Origin of the sequence: Streptomyces sp. NBC_00341 (genome assembly GCF_041435055.1) — a bacterium.
GTDB lineage: Bacteria > Actinomycetota > Actinomycetes > Streptomycetales > Streptomycetaceae > Streptomyces.
In genome coordinates, this window is sequence record NZ_CP108002.1 from 5884431 (window position 1) to 5909530 (window position 25100).

A 25100-nucleotide genomic window follows, 5' to 3' on the forward strand; every position below is an offset into this window, starting at 1 on the left:
AGTGCGTGTCCCGCTACAGCGCGGCTGTGGTCTTCGCGCCGCTCGCGCTTCCGTCCAGCCACTGGGACCACGACAGGTTGAAGGACGCGTAGCCGTTGTCGGCGGACGCCTTGGCGCGCGGGGAGCCGGTGACCGTGATGGGGTCGCCCTGCTTCACCTGGCCGTAGAACCACTTCGCGTCGGCCAGCGAGAGGTGCACGCAGCCGTGCGAGCCGAGGGCGCTGCCGCTGCCCGGGTTGGTGTCACCGGTGGAGAAGTGGACGTAGGTGCCCGACTGGGTGAGGTGGATGTCCCAGGGGAGGGTCAGGTCGTAATAGTTCGCATCGCCCTTGTTGCAGCTGATGCCGACGCTGCAGGACGTCATGTGGACCTTCTCCTGCTTGTCGATCACTGCCATGGTGCCGTTCCAGGTCGGGTACTGGGCGCTGCCCGCGTTGATGGAGAGTGTGCGGACAGCGGCGCCGTTACGGGTGACCTTCATGGTGTGACCGGTGACCGAGGCGTCGGCCCGGACGTCGTCGCCGATGGTGAAGGAGTGGGTGTAGCCGTGCGTGCCGTAGCGGCCGCTGCCGTTGGAGACGTCCTTCAGGTCGGCGTCGATGCGCACCTTGGTGCCGGACTTCCAGTAGTTCTGCGGACGCCAGTCGACCCGCTTGTCACCCATCCAGTGCCAGGCACCGGTCGTGGGGACGGACGCGGAGATCTTGAGGTGCTTCTCGATGTTCGAACGGGCCGAGGTCGCCACCGGGTTGGTGAAGATCACGGAGACCGGCATGGCGACGCCGACCGTTGCCTTATCCAGTGGCGCGATCGTCTCCAGCAGCATCGGCGGACCCGAGGGATGCGTGTGCGACGGCGACGGGTGCGCGCTCGCGGACGCCCCGCCGGAGGAGCCGCCCTTCCAGTCTCCGGAGTCGGCCGAGGCCGATCCCTTGCCACCGCAAGCGCTCGTTCCCGCGAGTACCGCGCTCACCAGCAACGCGATCCCTATAACGCCCTTGCCCCGCCGCATGTCCTGCTCCGCTCGCGTCACTACTTCAAGGATTCAACATTTATAGAGACATGGAGTCGCCCGGCGCGGTTGCGGGTGGTGTGTAAAGCGCGTGCCAAGTCCGCCACCGGGCGAAGCGTGAGGGGGCGTGAGACGGGCGTGAGACGGGCGTGAGAGGCGCGCTGAGCGCGGGGGAAGCCGGAAACGGACAGAAATGAGACGGAAAAAGACAAAGGCAAGGAGAAGTCTCTCCTTGCCGCTCTTAACTTATAGCGCACAGGGGGGCTTGCGGCAAGGCCCGGTTCAAGGCGCACAATCGCTGCTCGTTGCCGCGACCTGCGGAAATCTGCGGCCGCGCGTGTGTTGCTGCCGACGTGGGCGGGACACGGTGACGTCGAATCAGTGGTGGGACCGGCAGCGCGGTCGCAGGAGTGCGCGGCGCCCGGCCCGTCGGAGGGAAGAACAGGCAGGAATGGTGGCGATGACCGATAGTTGCGTGCTGGATCTTCATGACGTCGACGAGACGCGGACCGAGGCCGTCGGCGGCAAGGGCGCGCATCTGGGCTCGCTGTCGCGGATCGAGGGCATCCGGGTGCCGGACGGTTTCTGCGTGACGACGGACGCCTTCCGGCGGATCATCGCGCAGGCACCGTCGCTCGACGCCCGGCTCGATCAGCTGTCGCGCCTGGACCCGGACGACCGGGAGGCGGTCCGCACGCTCAGTGCGGAGATCCGCCGCACCATCGAGGAGATCCCCGTCCCGGACGATCTCGCGACGGAGATCACCCGCGCGCTCGGTCGGCTCGGTGCGGGGGCCGCCTGCGCTGTCCGGTCCAGCGCGACGGCAGAGGACCTGCCGACGGCCTCGTTCGCCGGCCAGCAGGACACGTATCTGAACGTCGTGGGGCCGGCGGAGGTCCTCCGGCACGTCAGCCGGTGCTGGGCCTCGCTGTTCACCGAGCGGGCCGTCATCTACCGCCGGCGGAACGGCATCGACCACCGCACGGTCCGGATGGCCGTGGTCGTACAGCGGATGGTCCTCCCGGACGCGTCCGGCATCCTGTTCACGGCCGACCCCGTCACCGGCAACCGGAAGACGGCCACGGTGGACGCCGGCTTCGGCCTCGGTGAGGCCCTGGTCTCCGGCCTGGTGAACCCGGACGTCTTCACGGTGCGGCACGGCGAGGTCGTCGCCAGGACGATCGCCGCCAAACAGCGCGCCATCCACGCCCTGCCCGGTGGCGGTACGAGGGAAGTGGAGATCGACCCCCGGCAGCAGGAGCGGCCCGCGCTGACGGATGAGCAGGCCGTGCGGCTCGTAGACCTCGGGCGACGGATCGAAGCGCACTTCGGCCGCCCGCAGGACATCGAATGGTGCCTGGCGGACGACGACTTCCAGATCGTTCAGAGCCGGCCCATCACGACGCTGTTCCCCATTCCCGAGGCCGGTGACCAGGAGCATCACATCTACGTCTCCGTCGGTCATCAGCAGATGATGACCGACCCCATGAAGCCCCTGGGGTACTCCATGTGGCAGCTGACGGCCATGGTCGCGATGCACGAGGCGGGCGGGAGGCTGTTCGTCGACGTCACCCAGCGCCTCGCCTCACCCGAGAGCCGCGCCGCCCTGCTGGACGTCATGGGGAAGGGCGACCCGCTGGTCAGGGACGCCCTGGAGACCGTCCTCGACCGCGACGGCCTGCTCCCGCCGGCCCCGGACGCGGCTCCCGGCAGTCCGCCGGCCCCGGACGCGGCTCCCGGCGGCCCTTCGGCGCACGGGGACGCCGTCCCGGACGGGCCGGAGCCGGGCATCGTCCCCGAGCTGATCGAGCGCAGCCGGGGATCCGTCGCCGCCCTGGAGCGCGACATCCGGACGAAGAGCGGACCGGCGCTGTTCGACTTCCTGCTGGAGGCCTTCGAGGAGCACCGACGAGTCCTCGGGGACCCGCTGAACTTCCGGGCGATCATGGCGGGGATGGAGGCCACATGGTGGCTCAACGACCAGCTGCTGGAGTGGCTGGGCGAGAAGAACGCGGCTGACACCCTGACGCTGTCCGCCCCCGGCAACATCACGTCGGAGATGGGACTGGCGCTGCTCGACGTCGCGGACGTGGTCCGCCCCCGCCCTGAGGTCGTGGCGTTCCTGCGGGACGCGGAGTCCGTCGACGACGCGGTCTTCCTGGACGAACTGGCGAAGGTCCCGGGCGGCCCCGAAGCGCGCGACGCCATCGAGGGCTACCTCGGCCGGTACGGCATGCGCTGTGCCGGCGAGATCGACATCACGCGGCCGCGGTGGAGCGAGTGCCCCACCACCCTCGCACCGGCGATCCTCGACAACGTCCGGAACTTCGGCCCTGGCGCCGCCGAACAGCGCTTCGAGCAGGGGCGGCAGAGGGCGCTGCACAAGGAGCAGGACGTGCTGACCCGGCTGCGGGCCCTGCCCGACGGAGACCGGAAGGCCGACGAGGCCAAGCGGATGATCGACCGGGTCAGGGCCTTCATCGGGTACCGGGAGTACCCGAAGTACGGCATCGTCAGCCGCTACTTCGTCTACAAGCAGGCCCTGATGGCGGAGGCCGAGCGCCTCGTGCGGGCCGGGGTGCTCGCCGAGAAGGAGGACGCCTTCTACCTGACGTTCCAGGAACTCCGCGACGTCGTGCGCTCCGACGAGGCCGATCACCGGCTCATCGGGGAGCGCAAGGACGCGTACCGCTCGTACCTGGCGCTCACCCCGCCGCGGGTGCTCACGTCGGACGGTGAGGCGGTCAGCGGGGCGTACCGGCGCGACGACGTGCCGGACGGCGCCCTGGCGGGTCTGCCGGTGTCCGTCGGGACCGTCGAGGGCCGGGCCCGCGTCGTGCTCGACATGGCGCAGGCCGATCTCGAAGCGGGCGACATCCTGGTCACGGCCTTCACGGACCCCAGTTGGTCGACGCTGTTCGTCGGCATCGCGGGCCTGGTGACGGAGGTCGGCGGCCTGATGACGCACGGTGCGGTGATCGCCCGGGAGTACGGACTGCCGGCCGTCGTGGGCGTGGCGGGGGCCACCCGGCTGATCAGGGACGGTCAGCGGATCCGCGTGCACGGAACCGACGGGTACATCGAACTCCTGCCCTGACCGGCCCGGACGCACCAACAGCCCACCAACAGCACCGACAGCCCACCAACAGCACCAACAGCCCACCAACAGCGCCAACAGCACCGACGGCCCCCGACAGCCCGGACACCCCGGCAGGCAGGACAGCAGTGTGCCCCGTCGCGTGTATCGACGGGGCACACCGCGCTGCACTGCACTTCACTGCGCTGCACTTCACCGCGCTGTCCGGACGGAGCCGGGACCACCGAAGGCCCGTGACCCGGTCCGCGCCAGCTGCCTTCCTACGGGAAGGACACCACCTGCGACGGGACGGTGTCCGTCCCCGACGTGGGCGAACCCGTGTCGTTGATGACGTGGTCGTACTGGCCCTGGCCGCCGAGCGAGACGACGAGCAGGTCGTGGAACTTCACTCCGGGCTTCACCGGGGCCTCGAAGCCGTGGCCCTGAACGATCGTCGGGTCCACGTTGTAGTAGCAGTAGCTGCCCAGGCCCCATCCTTCGTGGGTGGTGACGGAGTCGTCGACCTTGTAGGCCGCGAACCCCTTGGTGTCACCGTTCTGGACGGCCGCCTGGTTGGGGGCGTCGTACGACTTCTCGTTCTGGAAGAAGATCGTCTTGCCGTTCTCGCCGGACCAGCGCACGTCGTACTTGTTGAAGTGTTCGACGAACAGTCCGGTGGCCAGCACGTTGTCACCGTTGACCTGGAGGCCGTAGTCGGACCGGTTGGTCTCCCAGCCGACGCCCTCGCCGTGGTCGGCGCGCCACAGCCAGGTGTGGTCGATGATCGTGTCGTTGCTGTTGATCACCATGGCGGTGGTGGCCTTGCCGGCCCCCGCGCCGCCGACCCGGGCGAACACGTCCTGCAGGGACGTCGGGTTGTCCGCGTGGCTCGTGGTCGAACCCTCGGTGCCGACCTCGATCAGCGACTTCGAGTTGGTGGTGCCGGCGTCGACGAGCAGACCTGCGAGCTTCACCCCGTCCACGTCACCGACCTTGATGGCCGTGACCCCGTTGTCCGGGACGATCGTGGCCAGACCCAGACCGAGCGCCACGGTGTTGGCGCGGTCGATGTTGATGGTCTGGTCGACGTGGTAGACACCGGGTGTGAACAGCAGGTGCAGACCCTGCTGGACCGCTGCGTTGATCGTCTCCGCGGTCGCGCCGGGCTTCACCACGTAGAACTGGTCCAGCGGTATCGACTCGCCCTTGGGCGCGCCGTTGGCCCACGAGACACCGCGCGCGTTGGTGCGCTTCTCGGGCACGAATACCTTGTAGTCGTCGCCGTCCAGGTACAGGAACGGCTTCTCGCGGGAGACCGGGGTGTTCTCCAGCGTGGTGTACGGCGGTTCCGGGAAGCTCTGGGCGGGGGCGCCCTCGACGCCGGAGAAGGTCATGTTCCAGACGCCGTTGCCCCAGCTGCCGATCGAGCTGTCGCGGGTGTACCACTGCTGCTGCGAGTACGGGCCGACCTGGCCGTCGATCTTGCTGTCGGCGATGTACCCGCCGCTCGCCCAGCCGTAGCCGTCGGGGGCCAGGTTCAGCCCGCCCTTGACGTGCATCCGGCGGAACGGGGCGGCCTGCGAGACGGCCCAGCGGTCGGTGCCGCTGACCGGGTTGAGCGCCAGGTTCTCCGCCGAACGCCAGAAGTTCTGGGTGGCGTTGCCGTTGAACCAGCCCGCGTCCACGGTCACGTCACCGTTGAAGGTGGTGTCGTCGGGGTTCAGCCCGAGACCGGCGATCGAGGTGTAGAACCCGATCTGCGCGTTGAGGTTGTTGTACGTGCCCGGCTTGAACATCAGCGCGTAGCGGCCGTCACCGAACTGCGCCGACTCCTGCTTCTTGAACACCTCGTCGACCTTGGCCTGGATGTCAGGCATCGACGGATCGAACACCATCACGTTGGGGCCGAGGTCGCCGCCGCCCTCGATGGCCTTCGCGTCCGCCCCGAAGGCGTTCTGCGCGGTGGGGACGGCCATGAGGAGCGAGACGGCGAACGCGGCGAACCCGAACGTGCGGGTACGGCGCCTGCGGCGGGGTGCGGTGGGGGGCGCCATGGGCGTCTCCGTGGGGGGAGCATGCATAGACGTACGTCTCCTGAGTCGTGGTACGGGTGACACGACGAGCTTCTCGGAGAGCCCAGAGAGCGCTCTCCGACGGGAGTTGATGCTTCCGCCGTCACCCGGGAAACGTCAAGAGGTGTGCATCAAGAGCCTCAGCCGAACCGCCTGTGCGCAACAATTAACGGCGACAGAAAGGCAATTGACCCGTTCTGGGATCAGTTCCGGGTGCGGTTGACTTTAGGAGTTGATGTTCGTCGGCATGCCTCACGGGCGGCCGTGATCCGGGTTCCGGACGCAGGCCTGGCCGGCACCTTGGTCAGGTGGGGTGCCGGCCAGGGGATCTGGGGGTGCGGGGCAGGGTATCTGGGGGTGCGGGGCAGGGTACCTGGGAGTACGGGTCAGGAACTCCCGCCCGTGCCGCGCGTGATGCGGGCGATGGCCTCGACGGTCAGTGCGCGGTCGTGCGGCTCGGTTTCCAGGGCGCGGTGGATGGACAGGCCCTCGATCAGCGCGTCCAGCTGCCGGGCCGTCGCCGGGTCGAAGTGCCACTCCAGTGCGCGCCGGCTCCTGCGCATCCACTCCCGGGTCAGTTCGCGGTAGGCGGGTTTCCGGGCCGCGAGCGTGTAGAGCTCGTGGGTGAGGACCAGTTCGCGCTGATTCCCGCTCGACAAGTGGTGAACGAGACCTGCCACCGCCTCGCGGGCCTCGTCGGGCGTGTCCGCGGCGCCGAGCCGCTCCTCGAACACGGCGACGATGCTGCTGGAGAAGCGGATGAACGCCTCTCGCAGCAGCTCGTCCATGCCGCCGAAGTGGTACGTCATCGATCCGAGCGGCACCCCGGCGCGGGCGGCGACCTTGCGGTGCGACGTCCCGGCGACCCCTTCCTCCGCGATCAGGTCGAGCGCGGCGGTGATGATGCGCTCCCGCCGCTCGGGGTCGTTCCTGCCGGTCGCCACGGTGCTTCCTCTGCTGCTGGATCTAGATCGAGCGGATCACCCGGGCCGGATTGCCCACGGCTACCACGTTGGCGGGGACGTCCTTCGTCACGACGGCTCCGGCGCCGATGACGCTGTTGTCCCCGATGGTCACCCCGGCGAGCACGATCGCTCCGCCGCCGAGCCAGACATTGTCCCCGATCGTGATCGGCTTGGCCGCTTCCAGCTTGTCGCGGCGCGGCTCGGGCTCCACCGGGTGGGTCGGGGTGAGCAACTGTACGTTCGGCCCGATCTGGCAGTCGCGGCCAATGGTGATGGGGGCCACGTCCAGGGCGGTGAGGTTGTAGTTGATGAACGTGTCCTCGCCGACCGTGATGTACGTGCCGTAGTCGACGTACAGCGGCGGCCGGATGTGCGCACCCGCGCCGACACCGCCGAGGAGTTCGGCGACCAGGGGCTGCGCGGTGCCGGCGTCCTCCGTGTACGCCGCGAGGTACCGGGCGGCGAGGCGCACGGCGCGCTGCTGGGCCTTTTCGATGTCCGGATCATCGGAGATGTAGAGGTCTCCGGCCAGCATCCGCTCATGGTTGGTACGGGGGTCTCCCGCGAAGTGATCCTTCATGCGTACGATCGTACACTCAAGGCGTACGATCGTACGCTCCTGTTCCCGTCCTTCCTCGATCCGTCTGCTGAGGCCCCGCCTGCCATGGATGCCGCTACGCGCCGCTGGCGCACCGCACTGTTTCTCTTCATGCTCGCCGCAGGTGTCGGAATGGCGTCCTGGGTGGCGCGCACCCCGGCCGTCCGGGACGGGCTCGACGTCTCGACCGGCTCGATGGGCCTCGTGCTGTTCGGGCTGTCCGTCGGCTCGATGGCCGGTGTCACGTCCTCCGGCCCGCTGGTACGCCGCTACGGGGGCCGGGCGGCGATCGGCGTGGGCGCGTCGCTGATCGTGACCGGTCTCCTGGTCGTCGCGGCGGGCACGGGCCTGTCGCTGGCGGCCGGGGTCTTCGGCGGGCTCGCCCTGTTCGGCGGCGGGATGGGGTTGGCCGAGGTCGCGTTCAACATCGAGGGCGCGGCCGTCGAGGGCGTCATCGGCCGGCCCGTGCTGCCGGTGCTGCACGGCTGCTTCAGCCTCGGCACCGTGGTCGGGGCGCTGCTGGGCATGGGGCTGACCGCCGCCGCGTTCCCCGTCGGATGGCACCTCACCGTCGTCGCGGTGCTCATAGCCGCCGCCGCGGTCAAGGCCGTCCTCGCGATCCCGCACGGCACGGGCAGGCAGGAGGCGGCCGAGACCACTGGACCGGGCGGCCTGCGCGGCCAGTTGGCGGTGTGGCGGGACCGGCGGCTGGTGCTGATCGGGGTGATCGTGCTGGCCATGGCCTTCGCGGAGGGCGCCGCGAACGACTGGCTGCCGCTGCTGATGGTGGACGGCTACGAGGTGAGCGCCACCGCCGGCTCCCTGACCTTCCTGGTCTTCGCCTCCTCGATGACCCTCGGCCGCTTCGCGGGCGGCCCCATCCTGGAGCGCTTCGGCCGAGCCCGGACCGTCCGGATCAGCGCGGTCGTCGCCGCGCTGGGCCTGGCGGTGGTGATCGTCTCGCCGAGCCCGGCGATGGCGGGCGCCGCCACGGTGCTGTGGGGGCTGGGCGCCTCGCTCGGGTTTCCGGTCACCGTGTCCGTGGCGGGCGACCACCCGCACGACGCGGCGGCACGGGTCGGCGCCGTCTCCACCGCGGGCTATCTCGCCTTCCTCGTCGGCCCGCCCGGACTGGGCTTCCTCGCCGACCACATCGGACTCCGGCTCGCCATGACCGTCGTCCTCGCCTTCCTGATCGTCGCCGCCACGCTGGCCGGGGCGCTCGGCTCCGGCCGGCGCGCCGCCGAGGAGCCAGCCCCGGTCACCCCATAGCGCCGGGGGGCCCTTCCGATACAGCTAGTCCCACAGCGCGGTGCTGTGCGCCCCGACCAGTGCGCCGATCCGGGCGAGCGCCTCCCCGGCCGGCTGCGGGTCGAGCCGGCGCCCGTCGCGCAGGCGCAGCGCGACGCGGTCGTCCGCGGCCTCCGCCGCGCCGATGACCGCCTGGTACGGGACGAGACGGGCCTCCCGGATCCGTGCGCCCAGGCTGCCGCGCTCCCGGCCGCTGACCTCGGCGCGCAGCCCGAGCCCGGTGCAACGGGCGGCGAGCGCCTCGGCGTTCGGGCGTTCGGCGTCCGAGACCGGCAGGATCACGATCTGGGTGGGGGAGAGCCAGCCGGGGAAGGCGCCGCCGTGCTGCTCGATGAGGTGGGCGACGGCCCGCTCCACACTGCCGATGATGCTGCGGTGCACCATGACCGGCCGGTGTTTCGCCCCGTCGGCCCCGATGTAGTGGAGATCGAACCGTTCCGGCTGGTGGAAGTCGATCTGGACGGTGGACAGGGTCGACTCGCGGCCCGCCGGATCCGCGACCTGGACGTCGATCTTGGGCCCGTAGAACGCGGCCTCGCCCTCGGCCGACTCGTAGGGCAGCCCGGACGAGTCGAGGACCTCGGTCAGCAGGGCGGTGGAGCGCCGCCACATCTCCGGCGCGGCGACGTACTTCCCGCCGGCCCCCGGCAGCGAGAGCCGGAAGCGGACCGGCCGGATGCCGAGTGCCTCGTACGCCCGGCGGATCATGTCGAGCGCGGCCCGCGCCTCGTCCGCGACCTGGTCCAGGGTGCAGAAGATGTGCGCGTCGTTCAGCTGGATGGCCCGCACCCGGGTCAGCCCGCCCAGCACGCCGGAGAGCTCGGAGCGGTACATGCCGCCCAGCTCGGCCATCCGCAGCGGAAGTTCGCGGTAACTGTGCGAGCGGGAGCGGTAGATCACCGCGTGGTGCGGGCACAGGCTCGGCCGCAGCACCACCTGCTCGCCGCCCAGGTCCATCGGCGGGAACATGTCGTCGCTGTAGTGCGACCAGTGCCCCGAGATCTCGTACAGCTCCCGCTTGCCGAGCACCGGCGAGTACACGTGCCGGTAGCCCGCCAGCCGCTCTGCGGCGCGGATGTACTCCTCCAGGGTGTGCCGCAGCGCCGCGCCGTCGGGCAGCCAGTACGGAAGTCCCGCGCCGATCAGCGGGTCGGTGTCGAACAGCTCCAGCTCGCGGCCGAGCTTGCGGTGGTCGTGCATGGCGGTCTCCTCGCGGACGGAGGGGCGAGTCACCGCAAGCAGAAGCCCCGGGGCACTCGCCCCGGGGCTTCGGACTGGTCAGCAGTCAGCGCGCCGGGACACTCTCCGGCGTCGTCGTCATAGCGGCACGCTTCATGCGGCGGACGTTAGCAGGGACCCCCGGCGTTCCGCGCGCGGATTTCCGCGCGGGACGCCGGGGGCGGTCCGGTGCTCAGCCCTTCTTGGACGAGTCGAGGTGGGCGAACACGACCACGTTGTCCTCGTAGTCCTTGACGGTCTTGTCGTAGTTGCCGCCGCAGGTGATCAGGCGCAGCTGGGCGTCCGGGGTGTCGGCGTACACCCGCTTGTCGGGGAACTTCGCCTTGCTGAACGTCTCGACGGTGTCGACCTTGAACGTGGCCACCGTGCCGTCCGTGCGCGTGATGTCGACCGTGGAGCCGGCCTGCAGGAACCGCAGCTGCAGGAAGATCGCGGGCCCGGTCGTCGTGTCCACGTGACCCGCCACGATCGCGGCCCCGCGCTCGCCCGGCGTCACGCCGTCCTTGAACCAGCCGGCCAGGTTCTTGTCGTTCGGGGGAGGCGCGTCGAGTCGGCCGGAGGAGCCGATCGACAGGGGGGTGAACGGCGCGTCCACCGCGATGGCCGGGATCCGCAGCCGCTGCGGCACGGAGCGGGGCAGGGACGGTCCCGGGTCGGCCGTCTTCGGGGCGGCGGAGGCCGACGCGGGCGCGGGGACCGGGGCGGCGGGCGCGGCCGCCGCGGGTGGGGCGGGTGGTTTGTCGTCGGCCGGGGAGCCGACCGAGTTGTAGATGAGCAGCATGCCGAGACCGGCCGCCGCGGCGGGCCAGAGCAGGGCGCGGCCGAGGGTGACGGTGTCGGAGGCAGTCCGGGAGGAGGGTGAACCGGGCGACTGCGGGGCGGCCATGGGAACGAGCCTTTCGTCTGCGCGGGACAACGGTGGCGAGGATGCGGGGAGCGAGGGAGCGAGGGAGCGAGGGAGCGAGGGAGCGAGGCGCTGGGGGGAGTGGGGAAACGAAGGCGCCGCGGCCGCCGTCCGGGGGGACGACGGCCGCGACAGTGGAGCTACCGGCCGGCAGTGCGGTCGGGTCAGGCCATCGCGCCGCCCGTCGCCTGGCGGCGACGCAGCTTGTAGGCGCCGACACCGACGCCACCGAGCAGCAGCAGCGAACCGGCCGCCAGACCGCTGCCGGTCATGGCCATCGCGCCGCCACCGGTGTGCATGCCGCCGCTGGGCTTGTCCTTCTTCCAGCCCTCGTCGTCCGACTTCGACGACTTGTCACCCTCGTCACTGCCCGGCTGCCATTCCTTGGCGACCGTCATCGACAGGGCGCCGCCGCCGGTGTGGACGCCGCCGCGGGGCTTCTCGTTGTCCTCGTCCTTGTACTTGCCGCCCTCGTCACTGCCCGGCTGCCATTCCTTGGCGACCGTCGACGACAGGGCGCCGCCGCCGGTGTGCACGCCGCCGCGGGGCTTCTCGTTGTCCTCGTCCTTGTACTTGCCGCCCTCGTCACCGGGCTGCCACTCCTTGGCGACCGTCATCGACAGCGCGCCGCCACCGGTGTGCACGCCACCGTGCGGCTTGTCCTTCTTCCAGCCCTCGTCGTCGGACTTGCCGTGCTCGTCCGACTTGCCGTGCTCGTCGCGGTCGCCGGTGACCGTCATCGACAGGGCGCCGCCGCCGGTGTGCACGCCACCGCGGGGCTTCTCGTTGTCGTTGTCCTTGTACTTGCCGCCCTCGTCGGACTTCCCGTGGTCCTCGCTCCTGGAGGACGAGCCGCTGTCGTGGCCCCCGTCGTTGGAGACGGCGATGGCGTAGGCGGAGGGAGCGGTGACCGTGAGGACCGCCGTGACGGCGGCCGAAGCGAACAGTGTGCGGGCAGAGCGCATCTGAACACATTTCCTTTCGTCGCGACTGCGAAGAGTGACGGAATGCCGACTCGTAGTGGCGCAGTGGCTACGTGATCCACCGTCAGTCGGAACACCGGAGCGCGCCATCGGAGAGCGCCGCATTGGAGCTACGCCATGGGCTCATCGAGTGGCGGAGCACGGATAATCACCCGTTGGACGGCACGCCGCGCCGGGGTGAGGTTTGGACTTTTCCGGACGGGGCGTCCGCTGACAGTTCCTCACCGTGCCGGAGCCCGGTCCGCGTCCCGGTAATTCGCTTGCACCGCCGTCGGGCCGACTGCTGTACTCACCGCACAAGCCGACAGATCCAGGAGACTTCCATGCGCCGATCTCACGTGTTCGTTCAGACGGGAATTCACACCGAAACTGAGAACATGGAGTTCTGTGCACACGCTGAATCTTGGCATTCTGGCGCATGTCGACGCCGGTAAGACAAGCCTGACGGAGCGGCTGCTCCACACCGCCGGAATCATCGACGAGCTGGGCCGCGTGGACGACGGGAACACCCGGACCGATTCCCTCGCGCTCGAACGGCGGCGCGGTATCACGATCAAGTCCGCGGTCGTCTCGTTCGATATCGACGACGTCACCGTCAATCTGATCGACACCCCCGGTCACCCGGATTTCATCGCCGAGGTGGAACGGGTGCTGAGCGTGCTCGACGGCGCCGTGCTGGTCATCTCCGCCGTGGAGGGCGTCCAGGCGCAGACCCGCGTCCTCATGCGGACGCTCCAGCGGCTGCGCATCCCGACACTCGTCTTCGTGAACAAGACCGACCGCGCCGGAGCCCGGTACGAGCAGGTACTGCGCGGCATCACGGAGAAGCTCACGCCGAACGCCGTCGCGATGGGTCCTGCCGTCACCGGTCTCGGCACCCGCGAGGCGCACTGCCCGTCCTACGCGCCCGACGACCCCCGGCTCACCGGCCGGCTGACGGACCTGCTCACCGAGCACGACGACGCCCTGCTGACCGCGTACGTCGAGGGTGGCGACACGCTCGCGCCCGGCCGGCTCCACGAGGAGCTGGCGGCCCGGACAGGGCAGGCGCTCGTCCACCCCGTGTACTTCGGCTCAGCCGTGACGGGCGCCGGAATCGCCGCGCTGACCAGCGGGATCAAGGAACTGCTGCCCGGCGCGCGGGGCGATGCCGACGGCCCGGTCTCCGGCACCGTCTTCAAGGTCGAACGCGGCTCGGCGGGCGAGAAGCTCGCGTACGTCCGGATGTTCTCCGGGACCGTACGCACCCGCGACCGGCTGCCGTTCGGGCGCGGGCCGGGCGCTGCCGGTGAGGGCAGGGTGACCGGGATCAACGTCTTCGCGGACGGCTCGGACGGGCCCCGTCCATCGGTCGGACCGGGACGCATCGCGAAGCTCCGCGGACTGGGTGACATCCGGATCGGGGACGCGGTCGGTGTCGCGCCGGAAGGGGCCAGGGAACACCATTTCGCCCCGCCCACCCTGGAATCCGTCGTGGTGCCGGAAGCGCCCGCCTCCAGGGGGGAACTGCATTTCGCTCTCGCGCAGCTCGCCGAACAGGATCCGCTGATCGATCTGCGGCAGGACGACATCCGCAAGGAAGTCTCCGTATCGCTCTACGGCGAAGTCCAGAAGGAGGTCATCGAGGCGACGCTCGCGGAGGAATTCGGTATCGACGTCACCTTCCGCGAAACCACCACCATCTGTCTGGAACGGCCGTCCGGTACCGGTGCCGCATTCGAGATCATCGACAAGGACGACAATCCCTTCCTCGCGACGGTCGGCCTGCGCGTCGATCCCGCCCCGGCCGGCAGCGGGGTGGACTACCGGCTGGAGGTGGAGCTCGGCTCCATGCCGTACTCCCTGATGCGGGCGGTCGAGGAGACCGTGTTCGAAACGCTCGGACAGGGCCTGAACGGATGGCAGGTGACCGACTGCACGGTCACCATGACGCACTCCGGCTACTGGCCCCGCCAGAGCCACGCGCACGGCACGTTCGACAAGTCCATGTCGAGCACCGCCGGGGACTTCCGCAACCTGACCCCGCTGGTCCTGATGACCGCGCTCCGGCGGGCGGGCACCACGGTGTACGAGCCGATGCACCGGTTCAGGCTGGAACTGCCCGCGGACGCGCTCGGCCCGCTCCTGCCGGTCCTCGCCCACCTGACGGCCGTCCCGGGCCCCCCGTCCCTGGACGGCGCGAACTGTGTGCTGGAGGGCGAGATCCCGGCGGCCAGGGTGCATGAACTGCAGCAGCGGCTCCCGTCGTTGACCCGGGGCGAAGGGGTACTCGAATCCGTGTTCGCCTCGCACCGTGCGGTCGTCGGCGGTAACCCCAGTCGCTCCCGCACCGACCACAACCCGCTCGACCGGAAGGAGTACCTGCTGCACGCGGCACTGCGGCGTCCGGGCCCGTCCGGCGGCTGAGGGCTGACGGCTGAGGGCTGAGGGCTGAGGGCGGAGGGCTGACGGCACGCGAGGCGGCCCGCAGCCCTCCCGGTTCCGGTTCAGCCGGGGCGGCCTCAGTTCAGCCGGGCACGGGCCGCCCGCGCGCTGCGCCGGACCGCCTCCGCGGCCTCCGGCTCGACGTCCGCGACCACGTCCGCGTACTCCTCCAGCTCCGCCGCCCCGCGCAGGAACTCCCCGCTGCGGACCAGCAGCTGGGCCCGTTCGTACCGCAGCCGGGCCGGGTGCGACGGCAGCAGGAGGGACAGCTCCACCGCCCACAGCGCCACGTCGGAGCGCTCCGGGCGGGCCGCCGCCCAGGCCCGGATGTTGTTCAGGATCCGCAGCACCGTCTCCAGCGGCCGCGCGGGCACCAGCATCGACGGTTCGAGCGGCTCCCCGGTGGTGCTCGTCACCAGCAGCTCCGCGTCCTGGCTCGACAGCGGACGGCCGCCGGCGAACGGATCGGCCAGCACCCGCTCCTCCGGATCACCGAAACCGACCACGAAATGGCCCGGCAGCGCCAAGCCGTAGACCGGGGCGCCCGCCCGCCTGGCCACCTCGATCCACACCACGGACAGCAGGATCGGCAGCCCGCGCCGGCGCCGGAGCACCTCGTGCAGCAGCGACGACTCAAGGCGCTGGTACTCCCCAGACGACCCCTCGAACCCGTACCGCTCACCGAGCAGTTCGGCCAGTGCGGAGGCCCAGGCCCGGCCGCCGCGCAGCCCGTACGGCAGCAGGCCCGCGAGCCGGTCCAGCTCGATCTGCGCCGCGTCGATGCCGTTGGCGTCCAGCGCGGGATCCGCCTCTGCCGCCAGCAGCAGGCAGAGCAGCGCCAGGTCCGGCCGCTCGGCCCGCGCCTCCGCCGCGAACCGGCGGCGGATCTCTTCCCTGTCGTGCCTCCCGGAAGCCATCGCGCTACGCCGGGCCGGAGGGCCGGAAGTGGTGGTACCGGTGATGGGTGGCGAACCCCATCCCGTCGTACAGCGCGCGGGCGCCCTCGTTCTCCGCCTCGACCTGGAGCCACCCGGCCGACGCGCCCTCGTCCATCGCCTGCCGTGCCAGCGCGGTCATCACCGCGGTGGCGAGCCCCCTGCGCCGGTGCTCGGAAGCCACCTCGACGGCCATGAACCCGGCCCACCGCCCGTCCACCACACAGCGGCCGATCGCGGCGGGCGCGGCGTCACCGCCGTCGCCCGGCACGGTCGCGAACCACACAGAGGGACCACTGCCGAGCACCGCCGCCACCTCCGGGCCGGGGCTCTCGAAGCGCTGGTAGCGGGAGAGCCACGCCGCGTCCACCGCACGGCTCAGCCGCACCCGCGACACCTCGGCCGCCAGATCACCGATCGGGGCCAGCGCCGCGATCCGCACCTCCGCCGTCACCTCGCGCCGCCACCCGGCGCTCTCCAGCGCCGCGCACAGCTCCTCCTGGGTGCCCTCGGCGCCGGTCGCCGTCTGGACGTACGGCACCAGCCCCCGGTCCGCGTACCACTGCCGGACCCGCGCGAGCGCGGTGCCGAGCGGAACGCCCGGATCCCCGAGCGGCAGCACGGAGTTGGCGCGCCGGGTGAACCCCGCGGAGGCGCGCAGCAGCCAGTCACCGAGCGGCTCGCTCTCCACCGGCTGCCAGGCGCGGGCGCAGACCCGGGCGAGCTCACCGAAGGAGGCCGCGGGGCCGCGGCGCCGGGGCGGCGCGGCAGCCACGGTCTTACCCGCCACCAGGGACGATTCCACGATGCGGACGGATTCACCGCTCTTGGGTGTGACGGACAGCACACCGTCGTTCCACGATGTGAGAACACCAACCGTGTCAGTGAATTTCGGGCCCGGCGGACCCTCCTGGAGCAGACACCGGACCGAGACCCGTTTGCCCACGTCAGCCGGTGTGATCCGGATCTCCAGCCGTCCGCCGATGGTGAATTCCACAGCTCTGTCCGCCCCTCCTGTTCGGATCGTGCCCGGGAACGGAGATACTAGGTGCGGGCATCGACGACGCCGCGCTCCCGCGCGAGAGCCAACGCCCTACCGAGGAGGAACGACAGCGTGACCTACGTCATCGCGCAGCCTTGTGTCGACGTAAAGGACAAGGCCTGCATCGAAGAGTGCCCCGTCGACTGTATCTATGAGGGCCAGCGGTCCTTGTACATCCACCCGGACGAGTGCGTCGACTGTGGAGCCTGTGAGCCGGTCTGCCCGGTCGAGGCGATCTTCTACGAGGACGACACCCCGGAGGAGTGGAAGGACTACTACAAGGCGAACGTCGAGTTCTTCGACGACCTCGGGTCGCCTGGTGGGGCTTCCAAGCTGGGTCTGATCGAGCGCGACCACGCGTTCATCGCGGCACTGCCGCCGCAGAACCAGTAACAGCGTCCGGCACGTGCGTCACCTCGGTCCCGTACGGCTCGTCACCGTGCGGGACCGAGGCGTTTGTGCGTGCCGCCGGGGCTCCCGCCCGAACCCCCGTACGAGAAAGCAGAGATCCGTGTCCGCAGCAGTCTCCTCCCGCCTCCCCACCTTTCCCTGGGACAGGCTCGCGCCCTACAAGTCGACGGCCGGGGACCACCCGGACGGCATCGTGGACCTGTCCGTCGGCACCCCCGTCGACCCGGTGCCCGAGCTGATCCAGCGGGCGCTCGTCGCCGCGTCCGACAGCCCCGGCTATCCGACGGTGTGGGGCACCACCGAGCTGCGCGACGCGCTCACCGGCTGGGTGGAGCGGCGGCTCGGCGCGGTCTCCGTGGCCCACGAGAACGTGCTGCCCGTCGTCGGCTCCAAGGAACTGGTGGCCTGGCTGCCGACCCAGCTCGGCCTCGGCGCCGGCGACAGGGTCGCCTACCCGCGGCTCGCCTACCCGACCTACGAGGTCGGCGCCCGGCTCTGCGGCGCCGAGCCGGTCGCGTACGACGACCCGACCGAGCTGGACCCGGCCGGGCTCAAGCTGCTCTGGCTCAACTCCCCGTCCAATCCCACCGGAGAGGTGCTGGGCAAGGACGAGCTGACCCGGATCCTCGCCTGGGCGCGCGAGCACGAGGTGCTGGTCTTCAGCGACGAGTGCTACCTGGAGCTGGGCTGGGAGGCCGAACCGGTCTCGGTGCTCCACCCGGACGTCTGCGGCGGTACGTACGAGGGCGTCGTCGCCGTCCACTCGCTCTCCAAGCGCTCCAACCTCGCCGGGTACCGGGCCGCCTTCATCGCGGGCGACGCGGCCGTCCTGGGCGAGCTGCTGCTGATCCGCAAGCACGGCGGGATGATGACGTCCACGCCGGTCCAGGCCGCCACCGTCGCGGCGCTCGGTGACGACGCGCACGTGGCCGAGCAGCGCGCCCGGTACGCCGCCCGGCGCACCGCCCTGCGCACGGCCCTGGAGGCCCACGGCTTCCGCATCGAGCACAGCGAGGCGAGCCTCTACCTCTGGGCGACCCGCGACGAGCCGTGCTGGGACACCGTGGCCCACCTGGCGGAGCTGGGCATCCTGGTGGCGCCCGGGGACTTCTACGGGCCGGCCGGCGACCGTTTCGTGCGCGTGGCGCTCACGGCCACGGACGAGCGGGTGGCGGCGGCGGTCAAGCGGCTGGGCTGAGCGCCTGCCGACTGACACGCGCGAGGGCCTGAGGGGTGCGCACCCCTCAGGCCCTCGCGCGTCACTGCACTGGGCGGCGTGGATCAGCCGAGCGGCAGGCCCTGCGTGGGAAGGCCGCCCAGGCTGCCGGTCGCACCGCCGGTCGCCGCCTTGCCGACGGCGGGGGCGGCCTTGCCGGCCGTCTCGCCGAGGGTCTTGCTCGCCACCGGCAGCGTGGTCCCGACGACCTTGCCGCCGGTCTCTGCGCCCTGCTTGGACACGCCGTCGACCGTCTTGCCGAGACCGGTGCCGTCGACGGCCTTGTCGAGACCGGCGCCGTCGACGGAGGTGAGACCGCCGAGCTGAGAGGCCTGCGGGAGCTCAGCGGCACCGGCCGCGCCGGCCGCACCGACCACGGGGGCCGCACCCGCCGCGATCAGCAGCGCGGTACGGGCGATCCGACGGGTCAGGGGGAGGGACATGATGCTCCTTCGACGGGATGTGGAATCTGTCTGTCCGTGGACCGGACGCCATGACAACCGTCTTGGGGGCGGGGGAGGTTGCGGTGAACCGACGTAAAGAGTCGGCAATGCGTCAGATAATCCGCAACGGAGGAACCCGGGCAAACAATGCATTCCCCGGCCGTGCGATGGCCCGTCACTTCCCTTTGACCGCAAGGAAATCGGGCCGTCCGGAAGGGGGCGCGCGAACCCGCGTGCGGAGGTTGTTACGGGAATGCCCGGACCCCCTGTAAGAGGGACCCGCCGCACTAATGCACGAAGCGCATACGGACCTCTGTGGTGCCCGTTTTCCCGCTTTCCGTCCGCCAGCCCGATCCGGCCTTCCAGGCCCGGCCCGCGTACGCGACCTCGTCGATGCCCAGCACCTCGGACTGCGCCACCGCCCAGTGCGCGAGCTCCCAGCCGTGCTGCGGAACGCCGCCCTCCGTGGCCGCGCCGCCCGACCGTACCGGCACCGAGAGCGATCCCTGAGCCGTCGCGCCCGCCGTCGGGGTCCGGTCGTCCGCCGCGTCCACGGCCGGCAGCGCGCCCTTGCCGAAAGCACGGGTGAGCGCGGCCCTGACCTTCGTGACGTCGCCCGTCCCGGCCGTGGCGCGAGGCGGGGCACAGGTCAGCGCGGCCGGCGTCCGGCCGGTCAGCACGGCCGCCAGCAGTGCGGCGTCCGGCTCGTGCTTCGCGTACGCCTGCGGGAAACCGCTGCGCTGCACGCGCTGCGCGGCCACCGTCAGCGGCAGCCGCGAGTAGCCCGGGACCTCGGCCAGGTGCTCGTAGAACTTCCCGGCCGAGTAGACCGGGTCCAGGATCTGCTGTCCGGTGCCCCAGCCCTGCGAAGGGCGCTGCTGGAACAGTCCCAGGGAGTCCCGGTCACCGTGGTCGATATTGCGCAGCCCGGACTCCTGGAGAGCCGTCGCCAGCGCGATCGTCACCGCCCGCTCCGGCATCCCGCGCGTGGTGCCGACAGCCGAGATCGTCGCGGCGTTCGCGGCCTGTTCCGGACTCAGCCGGTAGGTGCGCCCCTCACCGGACGAACCGTCCGCGGAGTGCACGGTGCACTGGTCGGAGCTCTTGCCGCCCGACAGGTACGAGACGGTCAGATAGCCGCCCACGGCCGCGAGCACGGCGAAGGCGGCCGCGACGCGCAGCCGGCGGCTGCGGCGGCGGCCGGTGTGTCGGCGGGCAGAGGAATCGGTCCGGGGCACGGGGCCACCGTACGCGAGGCACTAGGCTCGTAGCCATGGCCGAAAGCACCCTTGACCTCACCCTGGACGGACCCGCGCTCACCGCCCGGCTCGTCGACTTCCCCTCGGTCAGCGGGGAGGAGAAGGACCTCGCCGACGCCATCGAGACGGCGCTGCGGACCCTCCCGCACCTGACCGTGGAGCGGTACGGCAACAACATCGTCGCCAGGACGGACCTCGGCCGCGCCGAGCGCGTCCTGCTCGCCGGGCACATCGACACCGTGCCGATCGCGGACAACGTGCCCTCCCGGCTCGACGCCGACGGGCTCCTGTGGGGCTGCGGGACCTCCGACATGAAGTCCGGCGTCGCCGTCCAGCTGCGGATCGCCGCGACGGTGCCGGAGCCCAACCGCGACCTCACGTTCGTCTTCTACGACAACGAAGAGGTCGCCGCACACCTCAACGGCCTCGGACACATCGCGGACGCCCACCCCGACTGGCTGGCGGCCGACTTCGCCGTCCTCCTGGAGGGCTCCAACGGCGAGGTCGAGGGCGGCTGCCAGGGCACGCTGCGGGTCCTCCTCCGTACGGCGGGGGAGCGGGCGCACTCCGCGCGCAGCTGGATGGGGTCCAACGCCATCCACGGCGCCGCCCCGATCCTGGCCAGGCTCGCCGCGTACGAGCCGCGCAAGCCGGTGATCGACGGACTGGAGTTCCACGAGGGGCTCAACGCCGTACGGATCGAGGGCGGCGTCGCCAACAACGTCATCCCCGACGCCTGCACCGTCGTCGTCAACTACCGCTACGCCCCCGACCTCGGCCCCGACGAGGCACTGGCCCACGTCCACGAGGTCTTCGCCGACTGCGGCGTCGTCGAGTTCGTCGTCGACGACCACTCCGGCGCGGCGATGCCCGGCCTCTCGCACCCCGCGGCCAAGGCGTTCATGGACGCGGTCGGCGGCACCGCCCGGCCCAAGTTCGGCTGGACGGACGTCTCGCGCTTCGGCTCGCTCGGCGTCCCCGCCGTGAACTACGGCCCCGGCGATCCGATCCTCGCCCACAAGCGCGACGAGCACGTCGCGGTCGAGCGGATCACCCACTGCGAGGAGCGGCTGCGCTCCTGGCTCACGACCTGACGTCCGGCATTCCCCTGTCCGTAACCTCCGGCGATCTACGCTGGCGGGAGACGGGGCGCCGCAGGGCGCCTCCGATGTCGGCGGAGGGAGCAGGTCATGGGCAACCCCGAGGATGCGCGGATCCCCGAAGGTACGGAGATCCCCGAGGGCGCGGTCAGGCCGGAGGAACAGCGACTCGGCCCGGTGCTGCGCCGCAGGGACCAGGTACAGCCCGGCACCACCGATCAGCGGCTGCTGGACTCCGAGGGCGACTCCGAGTGGGTGCACACCGACCCCTGGCGGGTCATGCGCATCCAGTCGGAGTTCGTCGAGGGGTTCGGCGCGCTGGCCGAACTGCCGAGCGCCATCAGCGTCTTCGGCTCGGCCCGGACCCCGGCCGACTCGCCGGAGTACGAGGCGGGCGTACGGATCGGCAGGGCGCTGGTCGAAGCGGGCTTCGCGGTGATCACCGGGGGCGGACCCGGAGCGATGGAGGCGGCGAACAAGGGAGCGCGGGAGGCGAAGGGGGTCTCGGTCGGCCTGGGCATCGAGCTGCCCTTCGAGTCCGGCCTCAACCCGCACGTCGACATCGGCGTCAACTTCCGCTACTTCTTCGTCCGCAAGACGATGTTCGTGAAGTACGCCCAGGGCTTCGTCGTCCTGCCCGGCGGACTCGGCACCCTGGACGAGCTCTTCGAGGCGCTGACGCTGGTCCAGACGGGCAAGGTCACCCGCTTCCCGATCGTGCTGTTCGGCACGGCGTACTGGGGCGGCCTGGTCGACTGGCTGCGGGACACGGTGATCGCCCAGGGCAAGGCGTCCGCGAAGGACCTGCTCCTGTTCCACGTCACGGACGACGTGGACGAGGCGGTGAACCTGGTGACGAAGGAGGTCGGCCGGTAGCGCCGCAGGCGCACCCGCCCGCACCGGCCCACCGGCCCCGCTACGCCAGCCCGCGCCGCGCCACGGCCGGTGCCCGGTGCCCGGCGATGGTCGCCACCATGTCCAGGACGTCCCGGGTCTCCGCCACCTCGTGCACCCGGTACACCCGCGCCCCCAGCCACGCGGACACCGCGGTCGTCGCCAGTGTGCCGGTCAGGCGCTCCTTCACCGGGCGGTCGAGCGTCTCGCCCACGAAGTCCTTGTTGGACAGCGAGACCAGCACCGGCCAGCCCGTCTCCGTCATCTCACCGAGACGGCGCGTCGCCTCCAGCGAGTGGCGGGTGTTCTTCCCGAAGTCGTGACCCGGGTCGATCATGATGCCGTCCGGCCGGACCCCCAGCCCGACGGCCCGCTCGGCCAGCCCCACGGTCACCCGGAGGATGTCGGCCATCACGTCCTCGTACCCGATCCGGTGCGGCCGGGTCCGCGGCTCCGCGCCGCCCGCGTGCGTGCACACCAGCCCCGCCCCGTACCGCGCGGCGACCTCCGCGAGCTTCGGGTCGACACCGCCCCACGCGTCGTTCAGCAGGTCGGCGCCGGCCTCGCAGACCGCCTCACCGACGTCGTGGCGCCAGGTGTCGACACTGATCACCACGTCCGGGTGACGCCGACGCACCTCGGCGACGAATCCGACGGTCCGGCGGGCCTCCTCCTGGGCGGTCACCTCTTCGCCGGGCCCCGCCTTCACCCCGCCGATGTCGATGATCGCGGCACCGTCCGCCACCGCCCGCTCCACGCGGGAGAGCGCCGGCTCGTCGAGGAAGGTCGCGCCCTGGTCGTAGAAGGAATCCGGGGTGCGGTTCACGATCGCCATGATCACCGGCTCGTGCGCACCGAACTCGCGCCGCCCCAGCCTGAGCGCACCGCTTCGCATCCCGTGTCTTCTCCCTGTGAATCCCCCGGCAGAACGCCCGCCGGGACTGACTGCGACCCTAACTGTCAGTGCCGCATGGCACGATCGGACCCGGACGAAATTCCGCTCCCGGGGAGATGCGCGTGTTCTGGTTCTTGCTGCTCGCGATGGTGGTTGTGGTCGCCGCGGTCACCCTCGCGGTGATCGGCGGAGGGAGGAGCGCCATCCTTCAGGACGTGGCGCCCGAGCAGCTGACGGATCCGCTGCCCGCGACGCGCCCGGTCGGCCGCGCGGATGTCGAGGCGCTGAGACTGCCGGTCGCCGTCCGCGGCTACCGGATGACGGATGTCGACGAGGCGCTGGGCCGGCTCGGCGCCGAGCTCGCCGAGCGGGACGCGCGGATCGCGGAGCTGGAGTCGGCGCTCGCCGGTGCGCAGGCCACCAGGGCGGGCGGCCCGGATCTCCTCAAGGAGCCCCAGGAGCTGTCTCAGACGCCCTGGCAGGCGCCTTGGCAGCCGCAGTCGCCGTCGCAGCAGCAGGAGCAGCAGGAGCAGCAGCCGGGGAGCCCGGGGACCGGCGGCGCCGCACCGCGGCCGGACGAGGAGGGCGGGCGATGAGCAGCGGAGCCGAAGCCGCGGCGGACGGCGGGCTGCGCTGTCCGTGGGGCCTGTCCACAGAGGACTACCTCGCCTATCACGACACGGAATGGGGCCGCCCGGTCCATGGTGACGACGCGCTCTTCGAGCGGCTGTGCCTGGAGGCGTTCCAGTCCGGGCTGTCCTGGCTGACGATCCTGCGCCGCCGGGAAGGCTTCCGTACCGCGTTCGCCGGGTTCAGCATCCCCGCCGTGGCGCTGTTCACCGACGCCGACCGGGAACGGCTGCTGGCCGACGCGGGAATCATCCGCAACCGCGCGAAGATCGACGCCACCATGGCCAACGCCAAGGTGCTGGCCGACTGGCAGGGCGGTGAGCTGGACGAGCTGATCTGGTCGTACGCCCCTGACCCGGCCACCCGGCCCGCTCCGCGCACGCTCGGGGACGTCCCGGCGGTCACGGCGGAGTCCACGGCGCTGTCCAAGGACCTCAAGAAGCGTGGACTCCGCTTCATCGGCCCCACCACCGCCTACGCCCTGATGCAGGCGTGCGGGCTGGTCGACGACCACCTCGTCGACTGCGTGGCACGCGGCACCGAGGCGTAGGGCCTGTCGTTCGGATCGGATCGGGCCGGGCCCGGTCCTGGGGCGGCTACTGCCCCAGGTACTTGGGCCGCTCCTTGTTGAGGAAGGCCTGCACCGCGATCGCGTGGTCCTGCGACGCGCCCGCCCGGGTCTGGAGTTCGTCCTCCTTCTCCAGCGCCTCGCCCAGGGTGTGACCCGCCCCGTACGCGAGGGACTCCTTGAGCGCCGCGTAGGCCACGGTCGGGCCGTCCGCCAGCGCGCGGGCCACCGCGGCGGCCTCGGCGGCGAGCTCGGCGCCGGGTACCAGTTTGTTCACGATGCCCAGGTCATGGGCGTCCTTCGCGGAGATCGAGCGCGGGAAGAGCAGCAGGTCGGCGGCGCGGCTCTGACCGATCAGCCGGGGCAGCGTCCAGGAGACGCCCGAGTCCGCGGTGAGCGCGACACCGGCGAACGAGGTGTTGAACGACGCGGTGTCCGCGACCACCCGGTAGTCGCAGGCGAGCGCGAAACCGAAACCGGCACCGGCCGCGACCCCGTTGACCCCGGCGACGACCGGCTTCGGCATCTCGGTGATGGCCCGCACGATGGGGTTGTAGTGCTCCCGCACGGTGCTGAGCGCGTTGCCGCCGGCCGACTCGCGGGCCTCCGCCAGCTTGGCGACGTGCTCCTTGAGGTCCTGGCCGACGCAGAAGGCGCGCTCGCCCGCGGCGGTGAGCAGTACCGCCCGCACGGCGGGATCGTCGGCGACGGACGTCAGCGCGTCACGCAGCGCCACCTTGGTCGCGGTGTTCATCGCGTTCATCGCGTCGGGACGGTTGATCGTGATCGTCGCGAGCCCGTCGCTCACGTCGCAGAGCACGTCGTCGGCCATGTGGGGTCCCCTTTTCCGCCTCGTCCAAAGTCTGTCGAGGCAAGCATGGCCGACTTCGGCGGAGGCGAACATGTGACCTGCGTCTAACAATTCCGCCCCGATGGGGGGCTGAGGGGGACGGAGTATCGCAGTCCCTTCGCCGAATTGGGTGGTTTTGAGCGAGTGCGTTGCGCAAGCGATGCAGAGCGATGTTGGTCATCGGGGTCTCTGATGCGGGATAATGGCCTGGAAGCAATGTGTTCGATGCCGGTGAGGCAGCGCCTGTCATGGGGCCGCCGGTTGCGATGAGCT

At 71.0% G+C, this 25100-nt stretch carries 22 protein-coding genes; 9 read left to right on the forward strand and 13 right to left on the reverse strand.

Features of this window, described 5'->3' with window-relative positions; translation table 11 throughout:
- Positions 1-13: 13 nt before the first annotated feature.
- Complete coding sequence (locus OG892_RS26675; protein WP_371631695.1) at positions 14-1012, reverse strand: Ig-like domain-containing protein; 999 nt, start codon at positions 1010-1012, stop codon at positions 14-16.
- 460 nt (positions 1013-1472) lie between these two features.
- On the opposite strand from OG892_RS26675, the gene rph reads away from it, so the two are divergent.
- Complete coding sequence (rph, locus tag OG892_RS26680) at positions 1473-4109, forward strand: rifamycin-inactivating phosphotransferase (RefSeq protein ID WP_371630475.1); 2637 nt, start codon at positions 1473-1475, stop codon at positions 4107-4109.
- A gap of 260 nt (positions 4110-4369) precedes the next feature.
- Here rph and OG892_RS26685 read toward each other — a convergent pair whose 3' ends face one another.
- From OG892_RS26685 to OG892_RS26695, 3 genes are all read right to left on the reverse strand, one after another.
- Positions 4370-6169 carry a coagulation factor 5/8 type domain-containing protein gene (locus OG892_RS26685; protein WP_073736617.1) on the reverse strand — a complete coding sequence of 600 codons (1800 nt, stop codon included), beginning with the start codon at positions 6167-6169 and terminating at the stop codon, positions 4370-4372.
- Positions 6170-6546: 377 nt separating this feature from the next.
- Positions 6547-7104: a TetR family transcriptional regulator gene (locus OG892_RS26690; protein WP_327338869.1), complete on the reverse strand. Its 558-nt coding sequence runs from the start codon at positions 7102-7104 to the stop codon at positions 6547-6549.
- Positions 7105-7126: 22 nt separating this feature from the next.
- Positions 7127-7705, reverse strand: coding sequence for a sugar O-acetyltransferase (locus OG892_RS26695; protein WP_073736615.1), 579 nt, complete (start codon positions 7703-7705; stop codon positions 7127-7129).
- An 84-nt stretch (positions 7706-7789) separates the two neighbouring features.
- On the opposite strand from OG892_RS26695, the gene OG892_RS26700 reads away from it, so the two are divergent.
- Complete coding sequence (locus OG892_RS26700) at positions 7790-8995, forward strand: MFS transporter (protein ID WP_371630476.1); 1206 nt, start codon at positions 7790-7792, stop codon at positions 8993-8995.
- Between the two features lie 24 nt (positions 8996-9019).
- On the opposite strand, the gene thrS is transcribed toward OG892_RS26700, so the two are convergent.
- From thrS to OG892_RS26715, 3 genes are all read right to left on the reverse strand, one after another.
- Entirely contained in the window at positions 9020-10267 is a 1248-nt protein-coding gene (gene thrS / locus OG892_RS26705; RefSeq protein ID WP_371630477.1) for a threonine--tRNA ligase, read from the reverse strand.
- Positions 10268-10445: 178 nt separating this feature from the next.
- The gene (locus OG892_RS26710; protein ID WP_073736612.1) at positions 10446-11159 is read right to left on the reverse strand and encodes a class F sortase; all 714 of its coding nucleotides are present in this window, start codon (positions 11157-11159) and stop codon (positions 10446-10448) included.
- 182 nt (positions 11160-11341) lie between these two features.
- Entirely contained in the window at positions 11342-12142 is an 801-nt protein-coding gene (locus tag OG892_RS26715; protein WP_371630478.1) for a hypothetical protein, read from the reverse strand.
- A 405-nt stretch (positions 12143-12547) separates the two neighbouring features.
- Here OG892_RS26715 and OG892_RS26720 point away from each other — a divergent pair, with 405 nt between their 5' ends.
- Entirely contained in the window at positions 12548-14566 is a 2019-nt protein-coding gene (locus tag OG892_RS26720) for a translation factor GTPase family protein (RefSeq protein WP_073736610.1), read from the forward strand.
- A gap of 95 nt (positions 14567-14661) precedes the next feature.
- Here the strand turns inward: OG892_RS26720 and OG892_RS26725 are convergent, their stop codons facing one another.
- Together OG892_RS26725 and OG892_RS26730 are read right to left on the reverse strand one after the other, a co-directional pair.
- Positions 14662-15501: a transglutaminase-like domain-containing protein gene (locus OG892_RS26725; protein WP_073736609.1), complete on the reverse strand. Its 840-nt coding sequence runs from the start codon at positions 15499-15501 to the stop codon at positions 14662-14664.
- A gap of 4 nt (positions 15502-15505) precedes the next feature.
- On the reverse strand, positions 15506-16516 hold the full coding sequence (locus tag OG892_RS26730) for a GNAT family N-acetyltransferase (protein ID WP_371630479.1): 1011 nt from the start codon (positions 16514-16516) through the stop codon (positions 15506-15508).
- Between the two features lie 117 nt (positions 16517-16633).
- Here OG892_RS26730 and fdxA point away from each other — a divergent pair, with 117 nt between their 5' ends.
- Both fdxA and dapC read left to right on the forward strand, forming a co-directional pair.
- Positions 16634-16954 (forward strand): ferredoxin, encoded by a 321-nt coding sequence (fdxA, locus tag OG892_RS26735; protein WP_018956287.1) that lies wholly within the window; start codon positions 16634-16636, stop codon positions 16952-16954.
- A gap of 118 nt (positions 16955-17072) precedes the next feature.
- Entirely contained in the window at positions 17073-18170 is a 1098-nt protein-coding gene (gene dapC / locus OG892_RS26740) for a succinyldiaminopimelate transaminase (protein WP_371630480.1), read from the forward strand.
- Between the two features lie 83 nt (positions 18171-18253).
- On the opposite strand, the gene OG892_RS26745 is transcribed toward dapC, so the two are convergent.
- Both OG892_RS26745 and OG892_RS26750 read right to left on the reverse strand, forming a co-directional pair.
- On the reverse strand, positions 18254-18631 hold the full coding sequence (locus OG892_RS26745) for an ATP-binding protein (protein ID WP_073736606.1): 378 nt from the start codon (positions 18629-18631) through the stop codon (positions 18254-18256).
- A gap of 287 nt (positions 18632-18918) precedes the next feature.
- Positions 18919-19869, reverse strand: coding sequence for a hypothetical protein (locus tag OG892_RS26750; protein WP_371630481.1), 951 nt, complete (start codon positions 19867-19869; stop codon positions 18919-18921).
- 35 nt (positions 19870-19904) lie between these two features.
- On the opposite strand from OG892_RS26750, the gene dapE reads away from it, so the two are divergent.
- Positions 19905-20984, forward strand: a complete 1080-nt coding sequence (gene dapE, locus OG892_RS26755; protein ID WP_328865521.1) for a succinyl-diaminopimelate desuccinylase — start codon at positions 19905-19907, stop codon at positions 20982-20984.
- A 96-nt stretch (positions 20985-21080) separates the two neighbouring features.
- Positions 21081-21866, forward strand: a complete 786-nt coding sequence (locus OG892_RS26760) for a TIGR00730 family Rossman fold protein (RefSeq protein ID WP_073736604.1) — start codon at positions 21081-21083, stop codon at positions 21864-21866.
- Between the two features lie 40 nt (positions 21867-21906).
- Here OG892_RS26760 and folP read toward each other — a convergent pair whose 3' ends face one another.
- A complete protein-coding gene (folP, locus tag OG892_RS26765) occupies positions 21907-22779 on the reverse strand; it encodes a dihydropteroate synthase (RefSeq protein WP_371630482.1) in 873 nt (290 codons plus the stop codon).
- Positions 22780-22901: 122 nt separating this feature from the next.
- Between folP and OG892_RS26770 the strand changes: the two genes are divergently transcribed.
- Together OG892_RS26770 and OG892_RS26775 are read left to right on the forward strand one after the other, a co-directional pair.
- On the forward strand, positions 22902-23375 hold the full coding sequence (locus tag OG892_RS26770) for a hypothetical protein (protein ID WP_371630483.1): 474 nt from the start codon (positions 22902-22904) through the stop codon (positions 23373-23375).
- Entirely contained in the window at positions 23372-23959 is a 588-nt protein-coding gene (locus OG892_RS26775) for a DNA-3-methyladenine glycosylase I (RefSeq protein WP_073736602.1), read from the forward strand. Before OG892_RS26770 ends, OG892_RS26775 begins: the two co-directional genes overlap by 4 nt.
- Positions 23960-24005: 46 nt before the next feature.
- On the opposite strand, the gene OG892_RS26780 is transcribed toward OG892_RS26775, so the two are convergent.
- Entirely contained in the window at positions 24006-24809 is an 804-nt protein-coding gene (locus tag OG892_RS26780) for an enoyl-CoA hydratase/isomerase family protein (protein ID WP_371630484.1), read from the reverse strand.
- Positions 24810-25100: the final 291 nt, after the last annotated feature.

Coding starts and splice junctions, on each gene's coding strand:
- OG892_RS26725 (WP_073736609.1), bottom strand. CDS start 15,501: ATGGCTTCCGGGAGGCACGACAGGGAAGAGATCCGCCGCCGGTTCGCG.
- OG892_RS26700 (WP_371630476.1), top strand. CDS start 7,790: ATGGATGCCGCTACGCGCCGCTGGCGCACCGCACTGTTTCTCTTCATG.
- OG892_RS26710 (WP_073736612.1), bottom strand. CDS start 11,159: ATGGCCGCCCCGCAGTCGCCCGGTTCACCCTCCTCCCGGACTGCCTCC.
- OG892_RS26775 (WP_073736602.1), top strand. CDS start 23,372: ATGAGCAGCGGAGCCGAAGCCGCGGCGGACGGCGGGCTGCGCTGTCCG.
- OG892_RS26745 (WP_073736606.1), bottom strand. CDS start 18,631: ATGTCCCTCCCCCTGACCCGTCGGATCGCCCGTACCGCGCTGCTGATC.
- dapE (WP_328865521.1), top strand. CDS start 19,905: ATGGCCGAAAGCACCCTTGACCTCACCCTGGACGGACCCGCGCTCACC.
- OG892_RS26780 (WP_371630484.1), bottom strand. CDS start 24,809: ATGGCCGACGACGTGCTCTGCGACGTGAGCGACGGGCTCGCGACGATC.
- OG892_RS26685 (WP_073736617.1), bottom strand. CDS start 6,169: ATGCATGCTCCCCCCACGGAGACGCCCATGGCGCCCCCCACCGCACCC.
- OG892_RS26695 (WP_073736615.1), bottom strand. CDS start 7,705: ATGAAGGATCACTTCGCGGGAGACCCCCGTACCAACCATGAGCGGATG.
- rph (WP_371630475.1), top strand. CDS start 1,473: ATGACCGATAGTTGCGTGCTGGATCTTCATGACGTCGACGAGACGCGG.
- folP (WP_371630482.1), bottom strand. CDS start 22,779: ATGCGAAGCGGTGCGCTCAGGCTGGGGCGGCGCGAGTTCGGTGCGCAC.
- OG892_RS26760 (WP_073736604.1), top strand. CDS start 21,081: ATGGGCAACCCCGAGGATGCGCGGATCCCCGAAGGTACGGAGATCCCC.
- OG892_RS26715 (WP_371630478.1), bottom strand. CDS start 12,142: ATGCGCTCTGCCCGCACACTGTTCGCTTCGGCCGCCGTCACGGCGGTC.
- OG892_RS26675 (WP_371631695.1), bottom strand. CDS start 1,012: ATGCGGCGGGGCAAGGGCGTTATAGGGATCGCGTTGCTGGTGAGCGCG.